This window comes from Cellulosilyticum sp. (genome assembly GCF_982396655.1).
Map to the genome: position 1 here is coordinate 14,017 of NZ_CEVXFV010000020.1, position 25,979 is coordinate 39,995.

The window sequence follows — 25,979 nt, forward strand, 5'->3', positions numbered from 1 at the left end:
TCCTTTTAAAATATATTTCTTGTTTTACGCTCGCTCATTTCTAGCTTTTCATTAATTAAGTATGTGATTTGATAAGCAATCAAAGATAAAGTAATTGTATAAATCATTTCTGGTATCGCAATAGACTTCATAAAGAAAATAATATTTAGTTTACCACGAAGCATTAAGGAAAATATGCAAGTTAAGCTATAAAATAAACTACTAAATAAAGTACAAACAAAAGGTAAAATGAAATTCTCACGATAAAAGTTTTTGTTAAATGTACCACACACATAACCAATAAGGCCATAAATTATAGCTGTTGGTCCTATGGACATACCAAAACTTAAATCGTGTAACAGTCCTGCTGCTATACCGATTACACTGCCTTCTTTGCTCCCTCTAAGTAAGGCAAAAGAAACGATAAGCATAATCATAAAATTAGGTGCAACATTGCCAATTTTTAAGTACTGAAATAACGTGGCACTTAAGGTATGTACCACAACAAGTAAGGTACCAATTACAAATGGACGCATAATCTACTCCCCTTGTTCATAGTTAATGACTAAAACATTTTTTAAATGTTTAAAATCTACATAAGGCTTGACATAAGCATATCTAGTTAAACCATTTTTACCGTCTACAACTTCTTCTACTGTTCCAATTGGAATACCTGGTGGATAAATAGAACTAAGATGTGAGGTCACAATTTGATCACCTTTAATAACTTCTGATTCCACATTAATTTCAAGTACACATAAACCTTCATTTACAAGTTCAATATCACCATTAACGATTCCTACATCACCTGTACGCACGACCTCGGCACTTACTGAACTACGGTCATCAATAATAGATAATACCTTAGCACTATTAGGTGTGGTACTTGCAGAAGTTAAATCTGAAGCCTCCCATACATGACCTACAAGGCCACCACTTGCTAAAATGACACTATTTTCCTTGACACCATCCTTTGTTCCTTTATCAATGGTAATCACTTTATACCAATTACTCGAATCTTTTCCAATGACATTAGCGCCGATTCCTTCGTAATCCTGGTATAAACTTTTCATTTCTAAAAGTTGTTTCAAGTTTTTGTTTTCTTCTTCATACTGAGATAAAATCGTATTCTCATAAAATAGCTTTTCATTAGTTTCTTTTAAGGTCTTATTTTCGGTGCGCAAGGTGTCAATTTCCTCAAAGTACTTAAAGAAATTAGTGGTTTTGTCAGAGACGAAAGTAATTCCTTTTTGAATAGGGATAAGTACATAGTTCACACCTGTACTTATCACTGGAATATGAAAGGTCTTGCCTACAATAAGCACTGCAATGACAACTCCACCTACGATGATTCCTACTTTTTTAACTTTTTTATCAAGTTTCAAGGCACTCTCTCCTTGTTTTATTTGTCATCAGCAAAAATAGCTGACCATTTTTCAATGTCCTCTAATGCGTAACCTGTTCCTTTAGCAACACAGTCAAGAGGATCTTCTGCAATTTTAACAGGCATACCTGTTTCAAGGCTAATAAGTGTATCAAGACCTGTTAAAAGTGCCCCACCACCTGTAAGCATAATACCGCTTTCCATAATATCTGCAGCAAGTTCTGGTGGTGTTTTTTCAAGTGTCATCTTAATCGCATCAATAATAGCGTTAACTGGCTCTTTGATAGCTTCTGTTACTTCTGTAGAAGTGATTGTTAACACTTTTGGAAGACCAGTTACGAGGTCACGTCCTCTGATTTCCATTGTTTCGTCTTCACCTGTTGGGTAAGCTGCACCAATATTAATTTTAATTTGCTCTGCTGTTCTTTCACCAATCATTAAGTTGTACTCACGTTTAATGTAAGACACAATATATTCATCAAATTCATCACCAGCAATACGAAGTGATTTACTTGCTACAATACCTCCGAGTGAAATAACTGCAACATCTGTTGTACCACCACCGATATCAACTACCATGTTACCCGTTGGTTCTTCAACACGAAGGTGTGCACCAATAGCAGCTGCCATAGGCTCTTCCATAATAAGTGCTTTTTTAGCCCCTGCTTTTTCTGTTGCTTCTTCAACGGCACGTTTTTCTACAGATGTAACTCCTGAAGGGACACAAACAATTACACGTGGCTTTGAAGAGAATAATGATTGTTTGTATGCTTTACCAATGAAGTAACGAAGCATCGCTGATGTTGTTGCAAAGTCTGCAATTACACCATCTTTAAGTGGTCTAATCGCTACAATGTTACCTGGTGTTCTACCGATCATTTGTTTGGCTTCATCACCTACTGCAAGTACCTCATTTGTTTTTTCTTTTATCGCAACAACAGATGGCTCGTTTACAACAATACCTTTTCCTTTAACAAAAACAAGCGTGTTGGCTGTTCCAAGGTCAATACCCATATCTTTTCCAAACATTATATAATCCTCCTACATTCAATCTATATCATAGTCTATGGTTTTTTAATAAAATCTCATATCTACCATCATAACCTTTTTTTGTTTCCTTTTCAACAATTACAGATAACTTTCTTCTTTTAAACTGCGATAAATCCCATCACCTATAATAATATGATCTAAAAGTGGAATGCCCATAATATCTCCTGCCTGTTTGAGCCGTTTTGTGATTTGAATATCTTCTTCGCTAGGTGATGGATCACCACTCGGATGATTATGAAGAGCTATAATGCTATGGGCTGATTTTTGTACCGCTTTTTTATATACTTCTCTTGGGTGAACAATAGATGCAGTTAGACTACCTGTAGAAACCACCTCATTTCCCAACATTCTGCACTTTGCATCTAAGAAAATAACCACAAAGCACTCCTCTCTTTTATGCCTAAGTTCTTCCATAAAATAATCTGCAATCATTTGAGGTGAATTTACCTTTTCACCTTCTGTATATTTAGCCTTTACCATACGTTTACACAAACTCACTAAAGCAAGTATTTGAATGGCTTTTACTTTGCCAATGCCCTCTATCTTCTGTAACTCTTCATAAGAGAATTGATAAAGCGTGAGCAATGAAGGATACCTTGCAACAATAGTATCCTCTTGAAAATGCGTTAAAAGTTCCCGTGATAATTCCATCACATTGCACTTAGCTGTTCCTGTTCGTAATAAAATTGCTAATAACTCTGTATCTGTTAACGCTTCACTACCATAGTGCTGAAATTTTTCATAGGGCCGTTCTTCAATTGGACAATCTCGCATCCTCATTTATGCTCATCCCCTCTATACATATTAACCAACTAGTCATTTCATAACTCATTTAAATACTTGCCTTACTTATTTAATTTTATACATTACTTTTGTCACATTATTTAAATTATTCCAAAACACCTTATAAACATTTCTGTAATAAATAGTATTTCCATCAATAAAAAAGCAATCCCATATATATGGTGATTGCTTTTTTATTCTTCCCATTTATTACTTTTTTATTTCACATAGTGTTTCATAAAGTTTGTGCACTGGTAATCCCATGACATTATAATAGTCTCCATTAATATGTGAAATATATAGAGCCCCCTTGCCTTGAATGCCATAACTTCCTGCCTTATCCATCGGCTCCTTCGTACTTACATAATAATCAATTTCTTCATCACTTAAATCTTTCATCGTCACATAAGTAATTTCAACGAAAGTTCTCTCAATGCCTTTACTCTTTCCAATCAACGCAACCCCTGTACAAACCTCATGCGTCTTGCCTGCTAGCTTTCTGAGCATCGCCTTTGCTTCTTCTTCATCTTTAGGTTTTCCCATAATATGCCCATCTAGACAAACAACTGTGTCTGCACCTATCACAATTTCATCTTCATGTGCCTCAGCTACTGACATAGCCTTTTTCCATGCCAAAGCCTGTACATTTTTCTGCGGAGAAGCTTTTTGATCAATCACTTCTTCTACTTCTTTTGTAATAATTTGAACATCATCTGTTACTAATTTAATTAATTCATGTCTTCTTGGAGACGCTGATGCTAATATCATATTTTACTCCTTTATAACTTACGGTAAATAAATACACCGCCTAATAATCCTAAAATAGATGCAATACTTATATTAAACTTAATCTGTAAAGAAAACCATATCACACCCAAATTCACTTGTACAGGTGTATCTAGTCCAAATTGTCCTGCATAATTCACCCAAGACAAGAACTGAATATCCTTACAAAGTTCACCAATAAAGTATCCTACAGTAAGACCTGATAATAAACACAAAATCATTACCCCAGTTCTTTCCACTGTTCTACTACCTGCCATATTATTAATCCCTCTTCCTCTTTTGTATACATTTCACATCTATGTTTCATAGGTATTCTTTATGTTTTGGTGATGCGAAATTATTCATTTGATTTATTTTTCTAACTTCTTACTTAAGTATACTATATTTCCCCTAATGCGTCATCCATTTTATCCTTTTGAAATGACTTTTATTGGAAATTATTTTTTCCCTAGTCTATAAAAATATGGGGATAGGTCGGTAAAATTGATGCGAAACATCACTTTTACCGACCTATCCCCATTTATTATTTATTTTTAAATACCTATTTTAGTGAAGTGTCCCTAGCACTTATTGCCTTTAACCTTTATAAAGAAACAGGTGCTTCTTGTGAAATATTGGGTTTAATAGGAGGTTCCTTAAAAGTTTCATCTAATAAGTTAGAAATTGCCCTCGTCGGACATTTGGCCATACATTTACCGCAACCTACACATTTTTCTGAATCAATGTATGCAACATTATTAACTACTGTAATAGCATCATGCTCACATTGTCTTGCGCAAAGACCACAACCAATACAACCCACTTGACAACCATCTTTTACAACCTTACCTTTATCTTTAGACACACAATTTACATGATAACTTGTAGAAATTGGCTGTATGTGAATGACTTGTCTTGGACACACTTTTTGGCAGGCTCCACATCCTACACAAATTTCTTTATCAATAACAGGTAACCCCTCTTCCATATGAATGGCCCCAAATGGACAGGCTGCCGCACAAGTCCCAAAGCCTAAGCAGCCATAGGCACAAACTTTAGGTCCACCACCTACTAAGTTGGCATCCTTGCAACTTTGAATACCTACATATTCAAACTTCACCTTTGCATACTCATGATTTCCTTTACACCTTACAACGGCAATCTTCTTTTCACCACTTTCTGCCGCTATGCCCATCACTTTACCAATTGCCGCCACCTGCTCGCTATTACAAACAGGACAGCCATTTATCGGACTTTCACCACTAGCAATTGCTTTAGCTAATGCATCGCACCCCGCCAAGCCACAGCCTCCACAATTTGCACCTGGCAAACATTCTCTTATAGCTTCTACACGTTCATCTACTGGCACAGCAAATTTCTTGGCCGCAATCCCAAGTATAATTCCAAATAGAAGACCTATGCCCCCAATAAAAAGTACAGGTGTTAAAATTCCTTGTAACATCTTGCCCCCTCCTTATTTAATTAGATTTGAAAATCCGGCAAAAGCAATTGCCATAAACCCTGCCGTCATCAGTGCAATAGGTAAACCTTTAAAACCAGATAATACATCGTTATCTTCAATACGTTCACGAATACCTGCCATGAGCACCATTACAAGAGTAAATCCAACGGCCCCACCTACACCATTGACAATAGATTCAATAAGTGAATAATTATTTTGCATATTTAAAATAGATACTCCCAGTACCGCACAGTTTGTTGTAATTAAAGGTAAAAACACTCCCAGTGCACTATAAAGGGATGGACTCATCTTTTGAATAACCATCTCTACAAACTGTACAAGAGAAGCAATTACTAAAATAAATGCTACAGTATATAAATACTCTAATTTAAACGGTACTAAAATAAATTTATAAACCAAATAAGTAAACATAGAGGCAAGACTCATAACAAAAGTTACGGCAGCCCCCATTCCAATAGCTGTATCAACTTTTTTAGATACACCTAAAAAGGCACAAATCCCTAAAAACTTAGAAAGTACAAAGTTATTTACAAGTGCCCCACCAATAAACAGCAATAACAAGTTCATTTTTATCCCTCCTAATGTTTTTTAGCCTTTAATGTATTTAAAATCGCCATTAAAATTGCTAAAGTGAAAAAAGCGCCTGGTGCTAAAATCATAATAATAGCTGGTGTATAACTTGCTGGCATTACACGCATACCAAAGAGTTCTCCCACACCTAAAACCTCCCTGATAATTCCAATAACTGTAAGAGATACTGTAAAGCCAAGCCCCATCCCAAGTCCATCAAATATAGAAGATATTGGACCATTCTTAAAAGCATACGCTTCTGCACGTCCTAAAATAATACAGTTTACAACAATAAGTGGAATAAAAAGGCCTAGTGTATTGTATAAATCTAGCATATAAGCCTTTAGTAAGAGCTCAATCATTGTTACAAAGCTAGCAATGATAACAATAAAAGCTGGAATTCTAATTTTAGATGGAATGATCTTTCTTAAAAGTGAAATTGCAAGATTCGAACAAATCAGCACTGCCGTCGTGGTAAGTCCCATGGCAAAACCATTCGTTGCACTTGTCGTAACTGCAAGTGTTGGACACATCCCTAATACCTGTACAAAAGTAGGATTATCTGTAAGAAGGCCTGCTTTTAATCTTTCAAGTAGTTTTTTCATTATAAATCCCCCCATTCTGTGCTATGTGCTTTAATATATGTGGCCGCAGCATTCACACCTTCAGTTACCGCTGTAGATGTAATCGTTGCACCTGTAATAGCCTGAACTTCATCATCATCTGGCGTCACTTTTGTTACACTAAGGGGTGCTTTTTTAGCTTTAAACTGTTCTGTAAAAGTAGGTTTTTCTGCATTGGCCCCAAAGCCTGGTGTTTCTGCGTGGCTTAAAATCTTAATGCCTTGTACTGTACACTGTGCATCAAAAGCTACTAAAAGCTCAATAGTACCACCATAACCTAATGGTGTCACTTTTGCCACATAACCCACCTGATTAGCACCTGCTTTTGCCACAAATATGGCTGCTACCAATTCTTCACTTGCTCCTTCTACTGCAACAAAATCATCAGCATCTGTTAAAAGCGCCTGCATAGCTGCCATTTGCGTCTTTGCATTATTTTCTTCAATAATAGGTTTTGTCACCTGATAAATTCCCCCTAAAAGTCCTGTGCAAATACCTGTTATAAGGAAAAGAATAATGCCTAGCCTTAAAATATCTTTCATGCCACTTTTCCTCCCCCAAAACGTTTTTGTTTAATATAACGATCAATAAGGGGTACTGTTAAGTTCATAAGTAAAATACTGTAACTTACCCCTTCTGGGTAGCCACCCCACAGACGAATGACAACAGTAATAATACCTGCACCTATAGCAAATATAATCTGCCCTTTGATTGTCATTGGTGTTGTCGTATAATCTGTTGCCATGAAGAAAGCCCCTAGCATCACACCGCCTAAGAACAGAGACATAAAGCTTATCGTAACGCCTACACCACCAAAAATAAGTGTCATTAAGAAGATTGTTCCTAAATAAAAGACTGGGATATGCCACTTAATCACACGGCGAACCAATAAATAAATACCGCCAATTAAAAGTGCTAACGCAGATGCTTCACCAATACAGCCCCCAATATTACCGACAAAAGCATCAAATAAGGTTGGCATTTGATCATATAATTCATTTTTCATGAGTTCTAAAGGCGTTGCGCCTGTCACAGCATCTGCTACAAACTTTCCCGGAATAGGTACTGTAAAAGTACGCATAGCTGTAGGATAAGCAGCAAGCAGCGCCGCCCGTCCTGCAAGTGCAGGGTTAACGAAGTTTTGACCCATTCCACCAAAAATTTGCTTTGCAAATATAATTGCTATAAACGCACCTACGACAATCGCATAAACAGGTACACCCACTGGCATATTAAAAGCAAGTAAAACACCTGTAACTACCGCACTTAAATCTCCTATAGTACTTGGTCTTTTAAAAATCTTTTCCCATCCCCATTCAAATACCACACAGCAAATCACACTTAACGTCGTTACAAGTAGTGCACGTATGCCATAAAAATAAATTCCTGCCACAAGCGTTGGCATCAATGCAATGATGACATCCAACATAATACTTTTCGTTGTATGCTTGGCTCTAACATGTGGTGAGGAAGATACAGTTAACATCTTTTCCATGGTTCATTCTCCTTTTTATTTTTTAGCACGAACAGCTGTTTTAGCTGTACGAATACTTTGAACAAGATCACGTTTTGCCGGACATGTATATGCGCAACACCCACATTCAATACAGTCCATTCCGTCATTTTCTAAGAATGTTTCATAACGTCCATTTAGTGCAGCTCTATGCAGCACGTTTGGTACGAGTGACATCGGACAGACATCTACACATTTACCGCAACGAATACAAGCTGTTGCCACTTCATTTTTCATCTCTTCATCAGTAAAACATAAAATTGCTGAAGTGCCTTTTACAACGGGTACATCTATGTCACTCATTGCAATTCCCATCATAGGGCCACCCGCAATAACTTTGACTGTACGTGCATCATCCCAGCCTGCTTTTTCAAGAAGCTGCCGATAAGAGCAGCCTATTTTCACTTCTAAGTTGCACGGATTTGTCACCCCACTGCCTGATACCGTTACAATGCGTCTCATAATTGGGCGTCCTTTAACAACTGCACGGTAAATCGCCACAATGGAATCAATATTATGCACAAGACAGCTTACTTCAATAGGAAGTTTCCCACTTGGTACTTCTCTGCCTGTTGTAGCATAAATCAAATGCTTCTCGGACCCTTGTGGGTATTTTGTATGTAAAGTAGCCACTTCAATGCGACTTTCATCTGCTACTAAACTTGTCAGTTTTGAGATAGCATCCATTTTATTATCTTCAATCCCAATAATTGCCTTAGCATCTTTAAAAACACTAAGCAGTACTTTAAGTCCTGCAATAATTTCTTCACTATTTTCTAACATAACACGGTGGTCAGATGTTAAATAAGGTTCGCACTCTGCTCCATTAATAATGATAAATTCAACTTTTTTATCTTTTGGTACAGAAAGTTTTACATGTGTTGGGAAAGTGGCTCCCCCCATCCCTACAAGACCTGCTTCTTGAACTAAGCTCACAAGCTCATCTTGTGTCAGCCTTTCGTAATCAGGTCTTGCTTTTTGAGCCATTTCTTCTGATTCTTCATACATTCCATCTTGGATAATAACTACACACATATCCTTTATGCCCCTATGGGTCATACGCTCTTCTATAACTTTAACAACGCCTGAAACACTACTATGCACTGGTGAAGATACAAAGCCATCTGCTTCTCCTATCTTTTGCCCTACCAGTACACGATCTCCTTTTTTTACAATAGGTTTAGCTGGTGTACCAATATGCTGAGACATAGGGAAAACCAATTCATCCAATGGCATTAAAACTTCAATTGCCTTGTTTTGAGTTTCAGCCTTATGGTAGCCTGGATGAATACCTTTTTTAAAGGTTAATTTACTCATATTAATCCCCCTTTATTTTATTTAATATTTTAAATTATATCATTTTATTACAAATAAATAAATATTTTTACTTTCATATTTGTATTCATCTTATATATTGTGAATTTTTATTCAATCACTCGTAGGGGTGATTTATATTTTTAGTTATTTTTTTCGTATAGTACTTGAATATTATCATTTACATACTCTTTAAGCCAAAGGATGACTTGTGTATTCTGAAGCATTGCCTTTTCTCCCAAAATTCCCTGTATTTCTAGGGTATCAAGCCTAAAAATTTTATCATCGTATTGATGCTGGTAAATATAGCGAATATGTGGATAGGCTATCATAAGTGTCATAAGGGTACTTCCTATATCACCTAAAGGTACCCGATCAATGTGGTTATAGCACATTTTAGCTATCACTATAGTTCCTTTACCTTCTTGACTATCAATTTTCAAATCTCCCACACAAAGCTCACAGCGTTGTGCTAGTAACGGTAATCCCATTCCTACTTTTCTTAATGTTCTACTTGTTACAAAAGGATTAGTCACCTCTTTTCGCATTGCCTCTGGCATCCCTTTACCATTATCTTGAACCTTAAAATAGAGCCAGTTCGCTTTCACATCTTCTGTAATGCTCATCATCACTTTTGTTGCACCTGCACGAATGCTATTTTCTGCAATATCTAAAAGATGTAATGACAAATCCTTCATAAATATCCCCCCATTAGAAATTCACAAAAAATAAGCTATCCTAATTTTTAGAATAGCTTATCCCTTATAAGTTCACCTTAGCATCTAGGTTTTACTTATTTTTTTAACACGCGTACCTTAATCATATTTTCAATACCTTGGATTTTTGCAACTTGCTCATCTGATACAGCGGTATCTGTATCAATTAAAGTATAAGCAAAATCACCACGGCTTCTGTTTGTCATATCTTGAATATTAATACCTGCCTGTGCAATGATATTTGTAATTTGACCAATCATGGCCGGTGTGTTTTTATGAATAAGTGCAAGACGATAGCTTGCAACCCATGCCATAGAACATGCTGGTAAGTTAACTGAATTTGTAATATTACCATTTTCTAAGTAATCTCTTACTTCTTTTACAGCCATCATCGCACAGTTATCTTCTGATTCTGTTGTTGAAGCACCTAAATGAGGAATTGTAATCACATGGTCATTATTCATCACTTCTTCTACTGGGAAATCTGTGACATATTTAGCCACTTTACCACTTTCAATAGCTGCAAATAAATCTTTGTTTTCAACAAGTGTATCTCTTGAGAAGTTAAGAATACGTACACCATCTTTCATCTTTCCAAAAGCATCTGCGTTTAACATATGTTTTGTAGAATCTAAAAGTGGCACGTGAATTGTAATATAATCTGATTGTGTAAGGAGTTCATCTAAGCTTTTAGCATGCACTACTTCTCTAGAAAGTCCCCAAGCTGCATCTACAGAAATATATGGATCATGCCCAATAACCTTCATACCAAGTGCAGCAGCTGCATTAGCCACCATGACACCAATCGCACCAAGACCAACAACACCAAGTGTTTTACCTAAAATTTCTTGGCCTGCAAAAGCACTTTTACCTTTTTCAACTTGTTTTGCTACATCTGCTTCTAATGTATGCGCCCAATTAATGCCACCGATAACATCACGAGAAGATAATAAAAGACCTGCAATAACTAACTCTTTTACGGCGTTAGCATTAGCGCCTGGTGTATTAAATACAGCAATCCCTTTTTCAGCGCATTCTGTAATTGGAATATTATTAACCCCAGCACCTGCTCTGGCAATAGCTTTAACACTTTCAGGAATTTCCATATCATGCATTTTAGCACTTCTTACTAAAATCGCATCAGCACCTTCTAATTGTTCGCTTACTGTATAGTTTTCATCTAATAGTGCTAAACCAGTTTTAGAAATCTTATTAAGTGTGTGAACTGTATACATTAATTATGCCTCCTTGTTTTCTGCTTCAAATTTTGTCATGAAATCTACAAGTTTTTGAACACCTTCAAGTGTCATGGCATTATAGATACTTGCACGCATGCCACCTACACTTCTATGACCTTTTAAGTTAACAAGACCAACTTCTGCTGCTTCTTTAACGAATTTTGCATCAAGATCTGGATTGCCTGTTACAAATGTTACATTCATTAATGAACGGTCTTCTTTAGCAGCTGTACCCTTAAAGAGTTCTGAGTTATCAAGATAATCATAAAGAAGCGCTGCTTTTTCACGATTTCTCGCTTCAAGTGCTTCTACGCCGCCTTGTGCTTCAATCCAGTCAAACATTAACCCTAACATATAGATACCATATGTTGGTGGTGTATTATACATAGAACCATTATCTGCCATTAGTTTATAATTAAGCATAGCAGGTACTTTCTCATCAGCATAACCAATAAGATCATTACGAATAATAACAAGTGTTACACCTGCAGGTCCTAAATTCTTTTGTGCTCCTGCATAAATAAGACCAAATTTAGAAACATCTATTTTTTCTGAAAGAATGCAAGAAGATAAATCTGCCACAAGTGGCACATCTCCTGTATCTGGGAATTCATTGAATTTTGTACCATAAATTGTGTTGTTACCACAAATATAGAAGTAATCAGCATCCTTTGTAAAGTTTGCTTTGTCTACTTTTGGAATATAGCTATAGCCATCAGCTTTAGATGAACCTACTACATTAATTTCCCCATATTTTTTAGCTTCTTTAAGTGCTTTAGATGCAAAAGCACCTGATTCAATATAATCTGCTTTCTTAGAATTTTTAAGTAGATTTAATGGAATCATTGCAAATTGTAGAGAAGCTCCACCTTGTAAAAAGAGTACTGTATAGTTATCTGGAATCCCCATTACCTTACGTAATTTAGCCTCTGCCGCTTCAATAATTGCTGCATAAGGTTTAGAGCGATGGCTCATCTCCATTACACTCATACCTGTATCTTTATACTCTACAAGCTCTTTTTGTGCTCTTTCTAATACTTCTAGTGGTAATGCTCCAGGTCCTGCTGAAAAATTAAATACGCGCATCACATTTGCCTCCTATATTTTTCTGTTTATTGTTGTATATTTTATTATATTTTGATATTAGTAAAATTATAGTTACTTTTTATAAATTAGTCAATATTTCACAAAACATTTTATTTAGATTTTGGGACAAATTATGACATGGTAGCTACCATAACTGCTTTAATCGTATGCATACGATTCTCCGCTTCGTCGAATACTACTGAATTTTTACTTTCGAACACGTCCTCTGTCACTTCATAACCTTTAATAGCTGGCAAGCAGTGCATAAAGAGTACATTGGGATTTTCTGTTTTGGCCATAAGCTGACTGTTTACTTGGTAAGGCTGCAGAAGGGTAATACGTTCTTTCGCCTTATCTTCTTCCCCCATTGAGAACCATACATCTGTATAAATAACATCTGCACCTTTTACTGCCTCTAAATCACTTGTAATCGTAACTGTGGCACCGCTCTCCTTAGCATAACCTTCACAAATAGCTACATGGTCCTTATCTGGCCATAACGCTTCTGGTGCTAAAATGACAATGTCTACACCCATTTTCGCACATCCAATAAGTAAACTATTAGCCATATTAAATCGCCCATCCCCTAAAAAAACAAACTTCTTACCTTTTAAACTTCCTAAATGCTCTTTCATTGTCATAAGATCTGCTAAAATTTGTGTAGGATGATAAAGATCTGTTAGGCCATTATAAACAGGTACCCCACTATATTTTGCAAGATCTGAAACAACTTCCTGTGAAAAACCACGAAATTCAATAGCATCAAAGAAACGGCCAAGTACACGTGCCGTATCAGCTACACTTTCTTTATGCCCCAGTTGAATATCATCTTTTCCTAAGTATTCAGGAAAGGCACCTTCGTCATTACAAGCTACCGTAAAAGCACAACGTGTACGTGTAGAAGGTTTCTCAAAAATAAGAGCTACATTTTTACCAGCTAAAAGATTACCCTTAATTCCCATTCTCTTCTTAGCTTTAAGCTCCTGCGCTAAATCTAATAAATATCCAATTTGTTCTGGTGTGAAATCATGTAATGTGAGTAATGATTTTCCTTTTAATCCAAACATAAGTTTACCTCCTGTATAATTATAAATTTACATGAATTTTTATTAATTATTATACAATTATACATGAGTAAAATATAAAAAACAATAATATTTCTTTATTTTTTATATTTTATTTAAAAACTCAAAACAGTAGTTCTAAATTCTAGAGTCCTACTGTTTTTCTATTCCCCTTTAAAATGCTTAAGACAAAATATTAAACCTACTAATCTTGCATCACAATATGTTCTATACAGCTTGACATATGTAATAGCTTATCTACAAAAAGTTATGCATAAAAACTAAATGGGCAATTTCATACTTTACCCCTATTTTTTAATAAACCTCTCTCATCACTGCTTATTCTGCTGTTTCTCCCATATGTACACCCCCACCTATAGAATAAAAAATATCTGCAAAAAAGCAGTAATGCATTTTTATACTAAAATACTTACTGCTTTTTTTCTTAGCCAAACTATATTATATTGTCAGTAGCATATCATACCAAACAGCTCCACCATGCACTGAAGCAGATACACCTAAATTTTTATAGCCAAATCGTTCATAGAAAGGAAGTAACGTCTCCTTACATGTTAAAATAACACCTTTTCGCTGATCATCTTTTCCTTTCGTAATCATTTGCTGCATGAGCAAACTTCCTATACCACAGTGACCATATGCTGGATGCACAGCTAAACTATAGATTGCCTGATAATGTCCAAGTGGGTTATGCAACCTAGCTTCTTCAAAAAGCTCATCATATATTCTTTCTTCATTAATAACTGCCCCATTAATGAAGCCAATTACTTCATCTTTATAAGTCGCTACAAAGAAATGTGTTTTGAAAGCTTCTATTCTTGTAGCAATAGCGCGCTTAGACGCTGCTTCTGCTGATGGAAAACATGTAGCTTCCACTGCTACTACTGCTTCTAAATCCGCCTCTCTGACTTGTCGTATAATGATTTCATTTATCTTTTTTGCATTATTCACGTTATGTCTCCTTATCCAAATATGTCTTTTTATTTTATATGAAAACACAAAATATTTAAACTCATTAAAATATTTCAATTATAAATTATACCATAGTTCCTTTTGCTTTCAAAAATGGTGTATTAATCATAGTATAATAAGCCTGAAAATGATTCCCCAACATTATAGGCCCAACCTATCTCACCTGATGACAATTGTAGCTTGTACCACCCGGTGTGATCTATGGCTAAAATTATTACACTTGTCGTTTCTGGACAAATCTGACTTTGACTACTAAAATCCTGTTTTTCATAAACAGTGATTGATGAATTTACAAATGCAGGCTTATGCATTTCATAATAAGGTGTTACCACCTTTTGAAGTTTATGTTTTTCATTTAAAATATAATCACAGTTATAGCAATCTGTTCCAACATCATCATTTCTTTCTAAAGCATGTAAAATACCATCCGAAATATAGTTACGTGCCCATGTATCATTAATATGACCTTCTACAGCCCCCATAAAAATGCCTTTTCCTTGATTATAGGTAAAAAAATAATCAACAGGGTCGCTACTTGATCCCATATCATAAATAACTAATTCTTTATACGCATCTTTCGGGTTAATATCTACAAGCCAAATTTGTGATACAAAAAAAACCTCTAATGTTTTAACTTTTTTGCCGTCAATCATCAATGTCATCTTATTATAATCTCCCCCGGCTTCTAATGGTTTACAAAAATACTTAATTTGCTCTACTTTGCCATCTCCATTTAAATCTATGCTAAAGGGACTATTAGCCTCATAAACTACAGTATCACAATAAAGTCTTTGTGCTGTACTTTGTACCTGCATCTGATCTTTTTCTTCTCTTAATACTTTTTCCCACCAATCAAGTAATGCTACATTATACTGCTCAGTCTCATTTAATTGAACCTGCGAAATCTCTTTATCTTTATTATACCATATCTTATTTTCAAAATATCTTGTATAGTTAGGGTCCGTTATTATCCCACCATGCCTTGCATAAATTTCATATTTTCCAATGCATGTCATTGTAATATTCCAATTTAACGCATAACTTTCTATCTTTTCTATATGACTATTAGGATACAAATAACTTGTTTTATCTTCAAGATAAATATTCGTTTCTTCTTCTTCCCATTTTTGATTTTCTATCTCTTCATTATATTTTTCTTCTTCTGCTATTTCTTGTGCTTGGGCTGCTGTAATAATTTTTCCCTGTTGATTCCAATTTGCAGCACCATATATATTCATGCCTAAAATTGAAATTCCCACTATTACGCCTAAACATATGGTCTGAATCCTTTTTAATCTGCACCACTTTTTCATTTCACATTCCCCCATTTGTTAAAATCATTAATATATATGATAGCTATTAATTATTCATTACCTCTATATTACAACTTTATTATAGAAAATCCCCAAAGTCTTTATATTATGCTTTTTAGTATCTACTCTTACTTAACTAAAAAACACCCAAGATATCCTCTAATATCCTAGGTGTTTTTTAGTTAAGCTATCTTCTAAAATGCTATACTTTTTTCAAATACTCTTCTAACCGACTTATAATCTTCAAAGTAAGCATCTGCTAAAACTTTTAATTTATTAATTGTTTCTTCTTTCGTACTATCTTGAATCGCCCAAACAGTCATGCCTGCTGCTTTCCCCGCCTTTACGCCATTTGGCATATCTTCTAAAACTAAGCAATTTTTAGGATTCATACCTAATCTTCTAGCCGTTTCAAGGTAAATAGCAGGATTAGGTTTTCCTACCTCCACCATGCATGAAGTGCAAATCACATCAAAATAACTTCTTATCCCTAAATGTAGTAAGGCCTTCTCAGTCATTTCTATACTATTACTTGTAGCAACTCCTATTTTTATATGTGCCTTAGAAAGCATTTCTAAAAATGCTAGTACATCTTCTTTAAGTCTTACTTGCTTTGTATAGAGTGCTTCACCCATAGCATTCCAAGTTGCTTTAATCTCTTCTACGGTCTGCGGCAAATGAAAACGTTCCTTGAAATACTTGGCAATTTCTGTAAAACTTTTGCCTTCTAATTCATCTAAATTATCGGGTACCTTTAATCCATATTGTCCAAGATAAGCGACTGTTACTTGTGGCCATACCCAGCTAGAATGAATTAAGGTACCATCTAGATCAAATAGGACTGCTTCAATCATGATTATACTTCTCCTTTAAGCTGCATCAACTCTTCTTTCGTAAGCTGACGATATTCTCCAAGTGCTAAATCTTCTGGCAAACTAAAGTTACCCATTTTAATACGTTTAAGGTATACGACTTCCTTGCCGATAGCTTGCACCATACGTTTAACCTGATGAAATTTGCCTTCTTTAATTGTCACATAAATCTCAGATTCTTCACCACTTGTAATGATTTCAAGTTTACCTGGTGCAAAAACTGTACCATCTTCTAAAGTCATGCCTGTTGCAAAAGCATCACAGTCTTCTGGCATAACCGCTCCTTTTACACGTGCATAATAAACTTTGTCCACATGCTTTTTAGGTGAAAGTAATTCATGGGTTGTTTTCCCATCATTAGTTAAGACTAAAAGACCTTCTGTATCTTTATCTAGCCTTCCTACTGGTGCTACATCCTTGTTACGGTCTTCTTCATCTAATAAATCCACTACTGTTGGCAGTTTTTTATCTTCTGTTGCTGTAATGTAACCTGCTGGTTTATGCAAAATAAAATAATAAAATTCCTGATAATCCATAATGCGCCCACCAATTTTAACGATAGCTTTTTCTGGATCAATACTTGTTTCTGGCTTTTGTACCACCACATCATCTACTTGTACTTTTTTACTTTTAATTAATTTTTGTACTGTACTTCTTGTGCCATATCCCACATGAACTAAGTACTTATCAAGTCTCATCTTTGCCATTTTTCGCTCCAATTAAAATATTTTTTTAACTTTCATTAGCCCATCATACGCCAAGATGCTGGATACTGATTCTTTAACATATTATTTTGTGCTTTTACCCAGCCTAAAGGATAACCTTGCATACATACAATATGCCATCCTTTTGTTGCTTCTATAAGCAATGTTTCCCCCTTTAAATAACGTTTCACCATTTCTTCATCTTCACCAATTTCAATAACTCTCTTAAACATCTCTTTAGGATAGGCTAAAACCATTGCCTGCGAAGGTTCAAAACGCTTACTTTTAATCTCACCTAGATAAAGTCCTGAACGTATTGCTCGAATCCCACTAAGATCTGGTGCTTCTTCTGGTAAAATATAAAGCTTTCCTTTTATTTCTTCCACTGAAGTATTTAAATCAATATACGTATGGGCCTCAATAAATTCTGCTGCTTCTTTATAATCCTTGATACATTTGCGACATTTAACCTGTGGCACACTTCCTTCACCTTCACCATGACGTTGAAGGAGACATACGAAATGTCCTTCACCTTCCATATGGTGTGGCCATAATCTAAGGGCACCTTTAAGTTCCTCTTTACCGCCACCTGGTACCCATTCTGGACATCCATTTGAAATACCACCTACACCTTTTAATGGTACAATACTAAAGTCCGGATTATTTTCTAAAAAGTTTTGAATCATACATTCGTCTTCCTCAGGTGAAAACGTACAGGTCGAATATAAAATCATCCCATTTGGCTTTAGCATTTTTACCACATTTTCTAAAATGCATTTTTGAAGATTACAGCAATGTTCTACGCCATGCGTTTCCCAGCTTTTAATAGCATCTTCACTTTTACGGAACATACCTTCTCCCGAACAAGGCGCATCAATTAAAATCTTATCAAAGTAATTCACCCACTTACTTGCAAGCTTCGGTGTATCTTCACTCGTTACAATAATATTTCTGGCTCCCCAGTTTTCTAGATTCTTAAGCAGTGCTCTCGCACGAGATGCACTAATATCATTGGATACAAGAACGCCGCTTTGACCCAGTTTAGCAGCAAGCTGTGTCGACTTCCCACCTGGTGCAGCACAAAGGTCTAGCACTTTATCCCCTTCTTCAATTGGCATATAGGCACCTGGTGACATGGCACTTGGTTCTTGAATGTAATAAAGCCCTGCATAATAATAAGGATGCTTTCCTGGTTTTTCATCACTGCCATAATAAAAACCTTCCTTACACCAAGGCACATTTTTCACTTCCTTAAAAGGATTGATTTTCTCCCATTCTTCTAAGCTAATCTTAAGGGTATTAATACGAAAACCTTGATATTTAGGCAAATCATAAGATGCCAAATAAGCATCGTATTCCTCTTTTAATAAGACTTTCATTTTATTTTCAAAGCTAACTGGTAATTTCATATTGTCTCTCCATTAATTTTACTGCTTGGTATTTGTGCAATTTCTACTGGTTTAAAGCCAATGTAATCTGCTGATACAAGTGTATACGTTATATTTTTGTAGTTTCCCTGCAATGCGTCCTGCCATGAGCTTTCATCATGTAAATGCCCATAAATCACCTTAGATACGCCATATTCTTCCAAAAGAGCAAGTAAAGGGGAATCTACAAATTTGTTATATGTAGGGGGATAGTGTAGCATCACCCAAATTTCTTTCATACCTCTTGCTACATTTAAGGAAAGCTTCAAGCGCTCTAACTCTCTTTGATAAAGCCTTTCATCTTCCATATCCCATTTCACCGTATTAGGGCTTATCCATCCTCTAGTGCCGCAAATTGCAAGTTCCCCTATAAAATAGGCTGTATTTTGAAGAAAATAAATAGATTCATACTGCCTATTTAATTTACCTGGACGGTCCCACCAATAATCATGATTGCCACGAATACATATTTTTTTGCCAGGAAGGTTTTCTAAAATATTTAAATCACTTTCTGCCTCAGCTAAACGCATAGCCCATGAAATATCACCGGGAATAAGTACATAATCTTCTTCTGTCACATATCTTTGCCAATTGGTTTTAAGTTGGGCCTCATGATCTCGCCACTTATCACCAAATATATCCATAGGCTTATGCATGCTACTGGATAAATGTAAATCTCCTATTGCAAATATTTTCATCTGTTTCTCCTCTAATCTCTATAGGCTCGCCTAATGTACTAAAAAATATTACTTATTACCGACAAACTTGTGTACAGCTTTTCCATTTAAATAATCACAAAGGTCACCTTGTACATAACCTTTTTCTGTCATTTCAGCTACAATATCATCATGGATTTTCCACCAACTTGTATTCCAATTAGCATATAAAGTATGTTCTTCTGGTGCACGCCCAATAATACGCTGAATAACAATATCTGGTGATAAATAACGCAAGAAAGTAATAACTCTTTCTTTATACGCTTCTAAGCTCACAAGTTCTAATTCACCTTTTTCATATTCTTTTGCTAGCTTTGTATTTTTCACAATATAAAGTGCATGGAGCTTTACATAATCCATACGCAGTGCACTCATACATTTAGCTGTTTCAATAACATCTGTCATATTATCCCAAGGTAAGTCTACAATAATATGTGTGCAAATCGTAAAGTGGGGGTAAGCTTTAATTTGCATCACAGCATCTAAATATTCCGCTAGACCATGCCCTCTATTAATAACCTCTAATGTTTTATAATTAATTGTTTGAAGTCCTAATTCAATGTTAACTGTCTTATTATATTTCCTAGACCATTCATCTAACGCCTCTAAATAAGCTTCATTAATACAATCAGGTCTTGTAGAAACTGCAATGCCTACTGCTTTTTCATGTGCTACTTGTTCTAAAACTTCTTCAAATGTTTCAAGTGGCATATAAGTATTGCTATAGTTCTGTAAATAGGGGATAAAGGCATTGGCCTTATACTTCTGACTAATTTTTTCAATATTAGCTTCTAATTGTATACGAATAAGTTCTTTATTGCTACGCATTTCATAACCTGCACCCACATCTCCACAAAATGTACATCCCCCATGTCCTGCACTTCCATCGCGGTTTGGACATGTTACAGGCAAATTAACTGGTATCTTATAGACCTTTTCTCCGTACTTTTCTTTTAAATAACTAGAGTATTTATGATAAACTTCCACTTAATGCTCCTCTTTTCTTATGTCTTTTGCAGCAAGTAATAAAATAGGTAAGGTACGTTCTATAATTTCATCACTTTGACTTATACTAATTGGATTTTCACCAAGACCACATTCAATTGTAAAACCAGGCTTCTTAAAAGTTTTTATAAACCAATCTTTATAACCACCCGATGCTGCTAGGGGATCTGGTTCTTCTAGTATATAACCACTAACCTCCTCAAACATTTTAGCATATTCCTTGGCAGTTGCAACATACTCATTGTCATAAGTCCAATAAATTACTTCACCTTGGGTATGATAAGCTAATACTAAATCATATTGTTGTCTCCTTGTCAGGTCTGCAAGAGCCTTACTTTCTGGCTCACTTTCTGGAAATGGTCCTTGATAATACGCAAAATAAGGCGTATGCACCTTTGTAATATGCTGATAGGCTAAAAAACCCGCATCATAATTGCGATTTAAATCAACACCTCTTGCATTTGCCTTCCACCTCGTGAAATCAGGATTTCCTTCATTCCACTTTAAATGTGCCTCGGTAAAATACTGACTTTTTTTACCTTCTAAAGCCAGCATTACACCATCTGGATTGACCATAGGTACAAAATCGTAGGTTACCCTTTGCAAAAGCGTTTTAACTTCCATACCATATAAGCTTTCCCCATTTTTTAACGCACTACACAATATTTCAATACATCGCATCAAAATAAATGTAGTAATCCATTCATTACCATGATGACTGGCATTAATATGTATCTTTCTAGGTCCACAACCTAATCTCAGAGCATAGAGCGGCAATTGATTGACACTCTTTCCAATCGTATAGATTTGTAAAAATGGATAACACTTATTAAGAGTAATCATTTGCCACTTTAACGAAATAAAGTCATAACGTTCACGCGTCAATTGTATAATTTTTTTTTTCATAGTGACCTCACTTAAATACTTTTACTCTAGTATATGATTTTTTCCTTAGATTATGTTTTCACTTCTTAAATGCTTATACTTATAATTTTATGATTTTATCGTGCATAAAAAAGAATAATCCACACATAATAAAGGTATCATCTTGCTTCGCTATAATAAAAGAAAGGGTGGTTACTTAGATTATGAAATCTAGAACTTGGGATTATATCGCAATTACACTCATCATTATTGGAGCAATTAACTGGGGGCTTGTTGGATTTTTCCAATTTGACCTCGTCGCCTTCTTATTTGGTGGTATGAGTTCATGGATTAGTCGTGTAATTTATGCTGTTATTGGTATCGCTGGCATTTATTGCTTCACACTCTATGGACGTGTTTACGATCAACCTTATTCTAATAACTAATCACATTAAAACCACTTTTTAAAAAGTGGTTTTTTTATTTTTAGTATCACCCCTCACTTCTTAATTATAATTTTTATAAATTTTTCATAAAAATTAAGTTATTTTCAAGCGTTACTTGAATAAATATAATAATAAAATAAAATTTTAAGAGGTGATGTGCTATGATAAAGATTATTACAGGACAAACAGGAGAAGGAAAAACAAAATTGATGATTGAAGAAGCTAATGCCACCGTAAATAGCTTAACTGGGCATGCCGTTTATATTGATAGCTGCAACAATCATCGTTTAGCACTTTCTCATCATATTCGCTTGGTAGAAACATGTAGTTTTGATCTTAAGTCACAACAACATTTCTTTGGTTTTTTATGTGGCCTTTTAGCATCTAACCATGATATTCAAGTTGTTTTTATTGATGAACTTATTAAAATCACCCACTCTAGTCTAGATGAGATAGCTAAAATATTTGAGCAAATAAAAGTGCTTTCTCATGAGTTTAATGTTGATTTTGTGATCGGAACTTCTTGTAGTAATGATGAATTACCTAGTCAAATGGCACCTTACCTCATCGCCTAAATAAATAACATAGATAATACTATGTTGTGCGTAAAGGCTTTCAATCTCCTTGCGCATATAAAAAGAAAGTGTACCCCGAAAGGTAGAGACTAAAAAAAGGTCTCTACCTTTTTTGATTTTCATGTTACTATATATCAGACTAATAACGGAGGTACATTATTTATGGCAGGAATACGCTTTACACGAGAACAAAGAAATTTATTATCAACAAACCCAAATATTAAAAAGGTAATAGATAAATCTATTACTTATGCAGAAACATTTAAATTACTCGCTATCGATGAATACGCTAAGGGTAAAATTCCTCATGAGATCTTTAAGAATGCCGGCATTGACCCTAGTATCATAGGTTCTAAGAATCCAGCACGATGTTTAGAACGTTGGCGTATATCATATTTTAAAGACGGTTCAAGGGGCCTTATGGGGGAGAAACGTGGCACTTCAAATTCAGGTAGGCCAGTTACATCTGAATTATCATTAGAAGAGAAATTAAAACTTGCTGAAGCTAAAATTGCATATTTAGAGATGGAAAATGAATTTCTAAAAAAGTTAGACGAACTAGAAAGGAGGATGAACAAGTAGTATTATTAAAACCATGCCATAAATATAACATTATCTTTCAACTTTATAATAAATATAACAATAGTAATCGTTTGAAAAGAGTCAACCAGAAAATAACTATAAAAGATCTTTGTATGTTAGCTGAGGTAAGTGAGTCTGGATATTATAAATGGCTAAAGAATGCTCAGTTACGTGATATACGACTTAAAAATGAATTAAGAGATTTTCTATTAATCAAAGAAATTTTCGAGAAAAAACGAAACTGCTAGATTTAGAACAATTATTATGGAACTTTTATATCAGCATGATATCATTATGAACCATAAAAAAGTAATTCGACTTATGAATAAGTATAACTTAAAATGTAAAATCAGAAAGACTAAAAAGTATGGAGGTACCTTTGAAAAAGACCGTATTCAAAATACCTTTAATAATCATGTTAACACAGTATTTGATAGCCAAATACCATCTCAAGTATTCCATACTGATATTACTTATATTAAATATGCACATGGTAGAAAAACTGCTTATTTATCAGCTATAAAAGACCAAGCAACACGTGAGATTCCAGCTTATGCAATTTCAGAATCCTTAGAATTAATGAAAATGCGATTATACACAGCGATCAAGGGTTTCATTATACAAGTAATTATTATAGAACAAAAATAGAAGAATTAGGTTTAATAGGTTCAATGTCACGAAGAGGGAAATGTGTAGATAATGCACCAATAGAAACATTTTTTGGACATATGAAAGATGAAATAGAATTTAAAAAGCTTGAAACATATGAAGAAGTAGTCAGAGCGATACAACAATATATTTATCATTATAATAATACAAGACCACAATGGACATTAAAAAAGATGACTCCGATACAATATCGAAATCATCTTTCTACTTTTTTGTACTCTACTTTATAGGGTACACTTTCCTTTCTAAAGACGATATAGATCTTTCTACTACTTCTTTAAAAATGCATATACTATACCCTACAACCTCATAATCTCTGCCAACTACAGGGATACCTTCTACATTTAAATCTTCACCTAATGGTAGGTGACTATCCACAATTCTTACCCAGTGATTTTCTCCTGGAGGTAGTTCAAACCTTAAATTTTCATGATATAAATTAGCTACTACATACAGAGATTCCTCTCCTTGAATATGCCATGCAATACTTCTAGAGTAATACGACCAATCTGGCTGTCCATAATGAATACCATGCCACGTCACTTTATATTTTCCTTGTGTTATGAAATATTTCAGTTGTTTTCTTACTTTAATAAGACCTTTTGTGAACGTATAAAGCTCTGCTTCAGAAATTAATTGGTCCCAATCCACCCACATACCTTCATGATTTTGGCAAAAAGCATTATTATTACCACCCTGACTTCTACCAATTTCATCGCCCATCAAAAGCATCGGTACACCTTTTCCCATAAGCAACAAACACATAGCATTTTTAGTTGCTACGAGGCGTCTTCTTAAAATTCCTTGGTCTGTTGTGGCACCTTCAGCCCCCCAGTTATAACTATAATTGGCATTATTACCATCCCGATTGCCTTCGCCATTTTCTAAATTGTGTTTATTGTTATAACTACATAAATCTCTTAAAGTAAAACCATCATGTGCTGTAATAAAATGCAGTGTATGTGTCTCACCTTTTTGCGGATCAGCAAAATAGATTTCTTTTCCTAACATACAGTCCGCCACAGACTTTACAATACCTTGGTCTCCCTTTATAAACTTACGCATTGTATCTCTAAAGTAATCACTCCATTCCCTAAAAGGATACGGCATACGCCCTACATCATAGCTTCCTTTGGCATCCCAACTTTCTGTTATCAGTTTCACATTTGATAAAATTGGGTCTGCTGCAATTTCATGTAAAAGTGACTCTTTCATCCATTTCCCTTCATAATCTTGCCCTAAGATTGATGCCAAATCAAATCTAAAACCATCTACTCCCATACAAATAACCCAATATTTCAAGCTATCTAAAATGAGCTTTTTAACTACAGGATGATTTGTATAAAAAGTATTTCCAGTACCCGAGCAATTTCGAAAATGACCCTGATGATCAAATTTATAATACGTATGAGGACTTAAAAGTTTATAACTACAAGGTTCACCATTTTCTCCGCCTTCACCTGTATGGTTATAAACCACATCTAATATAATCTCTAAATCCATTTCATGAGCTGCTTCTACTAACGCCTTAAATTCCTTATAGGCCGCATAGCCATCCTTTTCAACGCTATACCTTTCATCTACTGCAAAAAATCCTATTGTATTATACCCCCATCGGTCTTCTAATTTTTCTCCTGTATTTGGATTCGTGTTTTTAATTGTATAAGGAAACCATTTAAAGACCGGTAGTAACTCTAGCGTAGTAATCCCTAATGATTTCAAGTAAGGTAACTTTTTAATAAGCCCAACAAATGTGCCTTTTTCCTCTTCGGCAATACCTGATGATTGATGTCTTGTAAAGTGTCCCACATGCATTTCATAAACAATTGTATCCTTCCACGGAATATATGGTCTTGCACTTTCACTTGGTTTATAACCAATGACAATATTATAGTAACCATGTTCTTCACTAGTAATATTATTTGCACCATAGGCATAAGGATCCAGCAAAGCTTTTGAGACATGCCCGGACTCATCAATTATACGCCAAATATACCCCATTCCTTCTTGGACATCACTTACTTTTATATAAAAAATATGATTTTCCACATGCTCTTCGCGATTTAATATGACTTTTTTTACGCATAAACCCTGAGGCCCATTAGTATAGATCTCTAACTGCATTTTTGCAGCTACATCAGAGAATATACCAAAGTTGGCACCCATTCCATCCACAGTACATCCTAGTATAGGGCTCCCCTTACTTATTTCATACATTGTGTTGCCTCCCATATTAATATCTATCTAA

The 25,979-nt window shown here is 35.1% G+C and carries 30 protein-coding genes; 5 read left to right on the forward strand and 25 right to left on the reverse strand.

Annotated elements, in window-relative coordinates; translation table 11 throughout:
- Window positions 1-5 precede the first annotated feature (5 nt).
- From mreD to AC1VAQ_RS10310, 24 genes are all read right to left on the reverse strand, one after another.
- Window positions 6-515, reverse strand: a complete 510-nt coding sequence (gene mreD, locus AC1VAQ_RS10195; RefSeq protein WP_302599305.1) for a rod shape-determining protein MreD — start codon at window positions 513-515, stop codon at window positions 6-8.
- Between the two features lie 3 nt (window positions 516-518).
- Window positions 519-1,364: a rod shape-determining protein MreC gene (gene mreC / locus AC1VAQ_RS10200; protein ID WP_302599306.1), complete on the reverse strand. Its 846-nt coding sequence runs from the start codon at window positions 1,362-1,364 to the stop codon at window positions 519-521.
- A gap of 17 nt (window positions 1,365-1,381) precedes the next feature.
- The gene (locus AC1VAQ_RS10205; RefSeq protein WP_302599307.1) at window positions 1,382-2,392 is read right to left on the reverse strand and encodes a rod shape-determining protein; all 1,011 of its coding nucleotides are present in this window, start codon (window positions 2,390-2,392) and stop codon (window positions 1,382-1,384) included.
- 99 nt (window positions 2,393-2,491) lie between these two features.
- Window positions 2,492-3,193 carry a RadC family protein gene (gene radC / locus AC1VAQ_RS10210; protein ID WP_302599308.1) on the reverse strand — a complete coding sequence of 234 codons (702 nt, stop codon included), beginning with the start codon at window positions 3,191-3,193 and terminating at the stop codon, window positions 2,492-2,494.
- Window positions 3,194-3,406: 213 nt separating this feature from the next.
- On the reverse strand, window positions 3,407-3,964 hold the full coding sequence (locus tag AC1VAQ_RS10215; protein ID WP_302599309.1) for a Maf family protein: 558 nt from the start codon (window positions 3,962-3,964) through the stop codon (window positions 3,407-3,409).
- A gap of 11 nt (window positions 3,965-3,975) precedes the next feature.
- Window positions 3,976-4,239, reverse strand: a complete 264-nt coding sequence (locus tag AC1VAQ_RS10220; protein ID WP_302599310.1) for a DUF4321 domain-containing protein — start codon at window positions 4,237-4,239, stop codon at window positions 3,976-3,978.
- A 326-nt stretch (window positions 4,240-4,565) separates the two neighbouring features.
- Window positions 4,566-5,423, reverse strand: coding sequence for an RnfABCDGE type electron transport complex subunit B (locus tag AC1VAQ_RS10225; RefSeq protein WP_302599490.1), 858 nt, complete (start codon window positions 5,421-5,423; stop codon window positions 4,566-4,568).
- Between the two features lie 12 nt (window positions 5,424-5,435).
- Window positions 5,436-6,011 carry an electron transport complex subunit RsxA gene (rsxA, locus tag AC1VAQ_RS10230; RefSeq protein WP_302599489.1) on the reverse strand — a complete coding sequence of 192 codons (576 nt, stop codon included), beginning with the start codon at window positions 6,009-6,011 and terminating at the stop codon, window positions 5,436-5,438.
- Between the two features lie 11 nt (window positions 6,012-6,022).
- Complete coding sequence (gene rsxE, locus AC1VAQ_RS10235; RefSeq protein ID WP_302599486.1) at window positions 6,023-6,619, reverse strand: electron transport complex subunit RsxE; 597 nt, start codon at window positions 6,617-6,619, stop codon at window positions 6,023-6,025.
- Window positions 6,619-7,179, reverse strand: a complete 561-nt coding sequence (locus AC1VAQ_RS10240) for an RnfABCDGE type electron transport complex subunit G (protein WP_302599484.1) — start codon at window positions 7,177-7,179, stop codon at window positions 6,619-6,621. Before AC1VAQ_RS10240 ends, rsxE begins: the two co-directional genes overlap by 1 nt.
- Window positions 7,176-8,132 carry an RnfABCDGE type electron transport complex subunit D gene (locus AC1VAQ_RS10245; RefSeq protein WP_302599482.1) on the reverse strand — a complete coding sequence of 319 codons (957 nt, stop codon included), beginning with the start codon at window positions 8,130-8,132 and terminating at the stop codon, window positions 7,176-7,178. Before AC1VAQ_RS10245 ends, AC1VAQ_RS10240 begins: the two co-directional genes overlap by 4 nt.
- A gap of 15 nt (window positions 8,133-8,147) precedes the next feature.
- Entirely contained in the window at window positions 8,148-9,467 is a 1,320-nt protein-coding gene (gene rsxC, locus AC1VAQ_RS10250; protein WP_302599481.1) for an electron transport complex subunit RsxC, read from the reverse strand.
- A 140-nt stretch (window positions 9,468-9,607) separates the two neighbouring features.
- On the reverse strand, window positions 9,608-10,162 hold the full coding sequence (locus AC1VAQ_RS10255; RefSeq protein WP_302599480.1) for an ATP-binding protein: 555 nt from the start codon (window positions 10,160-10,162) through the stop codon (window positions 9,608-9,610).
- A 95-nt stretch (window positions 10,163-10,257) separates the two neighbouring features.
- Window positions 10,258-11,415 carry a phosphoglycerate dehydrogenase gene (locus AC1VAQ_RS10260; RefSeq protein WP_302599479.1) on the reverse strand — a complete coding sequence of 386 codons (1,158 nt, stop codon included), beginning with the start codon at window positions 11,413-11,415 and terminating at the stop codon, window positions 10,258-10,260.
- A gap of 3 nt (window positions 11,416-11,418) precedes the next feature.
- A complete protein-coding gene (gene serC, locus AC1VAQ_RS10265) occupies window positions 11,419-12,507 on the reverse strand; it encodes a 3-phosphoserine/phosphohydroxythreonine transaminase (protein ID WP_479903868.1) in 1,089 nt (362 codons plus the stop codon).
- Window positions 12,508-12,635: 128 nt separating this feature from the next.
- Entirely contained in the window at window positions 12,636-13,571 is a 936-nt protein-coding gene (gene argF / locus AC1VAQ_RS10270; protein WP_302599477.1) for an ornithine carbamoyltransferase, read from the reverse strand.
- Between the two features lie 456 nt (window positions 13,572-14,027).
- The gene (locus tag AC1VAQ_RS10275) at window positions 14,028-14,519 is read right to left on the reverse strand and encodes a GNAT family N-acetyltransferase (RefSeq protein WP_479903877.1); all 492 of its coding nucleotides are present in this window, start codon (window positions 14,517-14,519) and stop codon (window positions 14,028-14,030) included.
- 140 nt (window positions 14,520-14,659) lie between these two features.
- Window positions 14,660-15,871 carry a YARHG domain-containing protein gene (locus tag AC1VAQ_RS10280; protein ID WP_479903869.1) on the reverse strand — a complete coding sequence of 404 codons (1,212 nt, stop codon included), beginning with the start codon at window positions 15,869-15,871 and terminating at the stop codon, window positions 14,660-14,662.
- A gap of 194 nt (window positions 15,872-16,065) precedes the next feature.
- Window positions 16,066-16,725 carry an HAD family hydrolase gene (locus AC1VAQ_RS10285; RefSeq protein ID WP_479903870.1) on the reverse strand — a complete coding sequence of 220 codons (660 nt, stop codon included), beginning with the start codon at window positions 16,723-16,725 and terminating at the stop codon, window positions 16,066-16,068.
- 2 nt (window positions 16,726-16,727) lie between these two features.
- Window positions 16,728-17,450, reverse strand: coding sequence for a 16S rRNA pseudouridine(516) synthase (locus tag AC1VAQ_RS10290; RefSeq protein ID WP_302599471.1), 723 nt, complete (start codon window positions 17,448-17,450; stop codon window positions 16,728-16,730).
- A 35-nt stretch (window positions 17,451-17,485) separates the two neighbouring features.
- A complete protein-coding gene (locus tag AC1VAQ_RS10295; RefSeq protein ID WP_479903871.1) occupies window positions 17,486-18,856 on the reverse strand; it encodes an RsmF rRNA methyltransferase first C-terminal domain-containing protein in 1,371 nt (456 codons plus the stop codon).
- Window positions 18,853-19,572 (reverse strand): metallophosphoesterase, encoded by a 720-nt coding sequence (locus AC1VAQ_RS10300; RefSeq protein WP_302599469.1) that lies wholly within the window; start codon window positions 19,570-19,572, stop codon window positions 18,853-18,855. Before AC1VAQ_RS10300 ends, AC1VAQ_RS10295 begins: the two co-directional genes overlap by 4 nt.
- 48 nt (window positions 19,573-19,620) lie before the next feature.
- Complete coding sequence (gene mnmL / locus AC1VAQ_RS10305) at window positions 19,621-20,577, reverse strand: tRNA modification radical SAM protein MnmL/YtqA (RefSeq protein WP_302599468.1); 957 nt, start codon at window positions 20,575-20,577, stop codon at window positions 19,621-19,623.
- Window positions 20,578-21,501, reverse strand: a complete 924-nt coding sequence (locus tag AC1VAQ_RS10310; protein WP_302599467.1) for a M14 family metallopeptidase — start codon at window positions 21,499-21,501, stop codon at window positions 20,578-20,580.
- A gap of 182 nt (window positions 21,502-21,683) precedes the next feature.
- On the opposite strand from AC1VAQ_RS10310, the gene AC1VAQ_RS10315 reads away from it, so the two are divergent.
- The 5 genes from AC1VAQ_RS10315 to AC1VAQ_RS10335 all read left to right on the forward strand — a co-directional run bounded on the left by AC1VAQ_RS10315 (window position 21,684) and on the right by AC1VAQ_RS10335 (window position 23,961).
- Window positions 21,684-21,905 carry a DUF378 domain-containing protein gene (locus AC1VAQ_RS10315; RefSeq protein ID WP_302599466.1) on the forward strand — a complete coding sequence of 74 codons (222 nt, stop codon included), beginning with the start codon at window positions 21,684-21,686 and terminating at the stop codon, window positions 21,903-21,905.
- Between the two features lie 161 nt (window positions 21,906-22,066).
- Complete coding sequence (locus tag AC1VAQ_RS10320; protein ID WP_302599965.1) at window positions 22,067-22,480, forward strand: hypothetical protein; 414 nt, start codon at window positions 22,067-22,069, stop codon at window positions 22,478-22,480.
- A gap of 162 nt (window positions 22,481-22,642) precedes the next feature.
- A complete protein-coding gene (locus AC1VAQ_RS10325) occupies window positions 22,643-23,062 on the forward strand; it encodes an HTH domain-containing protein (RefSeq protein WP_303244356.1) in 420 nt (139 codons plus the stop codon).
- Between the two features lie 264 nt (window positions 23,063-23,326).
- Window positions 23,327-23,710 carry a hypothetical protein gene (locus AC1VAQ_RS10330; RefSeq protein ID WP_479903872.1) on the forward strand — a complete coding sequence of 128 codons (384 nt, stop codon included), beginning with the start codon at window positions 23,327-23,329 and terminating at the stop codon, window positions 23,708-23,710.
- Between the two features lie 23 nt (window positions 23,711-23,733).
- Window positions 23,734-23,961 (forward strand): IS3 family transposase, encoded by a 228-nt coding sequence (locus AC1VAQ_RS10335; RefSeq protein ID WP_302599962.1) that lies wholly within the window; start codon window positions 23,734-23,736, stop codon window positions 23,959-23,961.
- On the opposite strand, the gene AC1VAQ_RS10340 is transcribed toward AC1VAQ_RS10335, so the two are convergent.
- Entirely contained in the window at window positions 23,951-25,948 is a 1,998-nt protein-coding gene (locus tag AC1VAQ_RS10340; RefSeq protein ID WP_302599961.1) for a glycogen debranching protein, read from the reverse strand. The genes AC1VAQ_RS10335 and AC1VAQ_RS10340 overlap by 11 nt on opposite strands.
- Between the last annotated feature and the right edge of the window lie 31 nt (window positions 25,949-25,979).

What these genes read in the sequence shown, in the direction of transcription:
- mreD (WP_302599305.1), bottom strand. Translation starts at nt 515, where the DNA reads ATGCGTCCATTTGTAATTGGTACCTTACTTGTTGTGGTACATACCTTA.
- AC1VAQ_RS10205 (WP_302599307.1), bottom strand. Translation starts at nt 2,392, where the DNA reads ATGTTTGGAAAAGATATGGGTATTGACCTTGGAACAGCCAACACGCTT.
- radC (WP_302599308.1), bottom strand. Translation starts at nt 3,193, where the DNA reads ATGAGGATGCGAGATTGTCCAATTGAAGAACGGCCCTATGAAAAATTT.
- AC1VAQ_RS10215 (WP_302599309.1), bottom strand. Translation starts at nt 3,964, where the DNA reads ATGATATTAGCATCAGCGTCTCCAAGAAGACATGAATTAATTAAATTA.
- AC1VAQ_RS10220 (WP_302599310.1), bottom strand. Translation starts at nt 4,239, where the DNA reads ATGGCAGGTAGTAGAACAGTGGAAAGAACTGGGGTAATGATTTTGTGT.
- AC1VAQ_RS10225 (WP_302599490.1), bottom strand. Translation starts at nt 5,423, where the DNA reads ATGTTACAAGGAATTTTAACACCTGTACTTTTTATTGGGGGCATAGGT.
- rsxA (WP_302599489.1), bottom strand. Translation starts at nt 6,011, where the DNA reads ATGAACTTGTTATTGCTGTTTATTGGTGGGGCACTTGTAAATAACTTT.
- rsxE (WP_302599486.1), bottom strand. Translation starts at nt 6,619, where the DNA reads ATGAAAAAACTACTTGAAAGATTAAAAGCAGGCCTTCTTACAGATAAT.
- AC1VAQ_RS10240 (WP_302599484.1), bottom strand. Translation starts at nt 7,179, where the DNA reads ATGAAAGATATTTTAAGGCTAGGCATTATTCTTTTCCTTATAACAGGT.
- AC1VAQ_RS10245 (WP_302599482.1), bottom strand. Translation starts at nt 8,132, where the DNA reads ATGGAAAAGATGTTAACTGTATCTTCCTCACCACATGTTAGAGCCAAG.
- rsxC (WP_302599481.1), bottom strand. Translation starts at nt 9,467, where the DNA reads ATGAGTAAATTAACCTTTAAAAAAGGTATTCATCCAGGCTACCATAAG.
- AC1VAQ_RS10255 (WP_302599480.1), bottom strand. Translation starts at nt 10,162, where the DNA reads ATGAAGGATTTGTCATTACATCTTTTAGATATTGCAGAAAATAGCATT.
- AC1VAQ_RS10260 (WP_302599479.1), bottom strand. Translation starts at nt 11,415, where the DNA reads ATGTATACAGTTCACACACTTAATAAGATTTCTAAAACTGGTTTAGCA.
- argF (WP_302599477.1), bottom strand. Translation starts at nt 13,571, where the DNA reads ATGTTTGGATTAAAAGGAAAATCATTACTCACATTACATGATTTCACA.
- AC1VAQ_RS10280 (WP_479903869.1), bottom strand. Translation starts at nt 15,871, where the DNA reads ATGAAAAAGTGGTGCAGATTAAAAAGGATTCAGACCATATGTTTAGGC.
- AC1VAQ_RS10285 (WP_479903870.1), bottom strand. Translation starts at nt 16,725, where the DNA reads ATGATTGAAGCAGTCCTATTTGATCTAGATGGTACCTTAATTCATTCT.
- AC1VAQ_RS10290 (WP_302599471.1), bottom strand. Translation starts at nt 17,450, where the DNA reads ATGGCAAAGATGAGACTTGATAAGTACTTAGTTCATGTGGGATATGGC.
- AC1VAQ_RS10295 (WP_479903871.1), bottom strand. Translation starts at nt 18,856, where the DNA reads ATGAAATTACCAGTTAGCTTTGAAAATAAAATGAAAGTCTTATTAAAA.
- AC1VAQ_RS10300 (WP_302599469.1), bottom strand. Translation starts at nt 19,572, where the DNA reads ATGAAAATATTTGCAATAGGAGATTTACATTTATCCAGTAGCATGCAT.
- AC1VAQ_RS10310 (WP_302599467.1), bottom strand. Translation starts at nt 21,501, where the DNA reads ATGAAAAAAAAAATTATACAATTGACGCGTGAACGTTATGACTTTATT.
- AC1VAQ_RS10315 (WP_302599466.1), top strand. Translation starts at nt 21,684, where the DNA reads ATGAAATCTAGAACTTGGGATTATATCGCAATTACACTCATCATTATT.
- AC1VAQ_RS10320 (WP_302599965.1), top strand. Translation starts at nt 22,067, where the DNA reads ATGATAAAGATTATTACAGGACAAACAGGAGAAGGAAAAACAAAATTG.
- AC1VAQ_RS10325 (WP_303244356.1), top strand. Translation starts at nt 22,643, where the DNA reads ATGGCAGGAATACGCTTTACACGAGAACAAAGAAATTTATTATCAACA.
- AC1VAQ_RS10330 (WP_479903872.1), top strand. Translation starts at nt 23,327, where the DNA reads ATGGAACTTTTATATCAGCATGATATCATTATGAACCATAAAAAAGTA.
- AC1VAQ_RS10335 (WP_302599962.1), top strand. Translation starts at nt 23,734, where the DNA reads ATGTCACGAAGAGGGAAATGTGTAGATAATGCACCAATAGAAACATTT.
- AC1VAQ_RS10340 (WP_302599961.1), bottom strand. Translation starts at nt 25,948, where the DNA reads ATGTATGAAATAAGTAAGGGGAGCCCTATACTAGGATGTACTGTGGAT.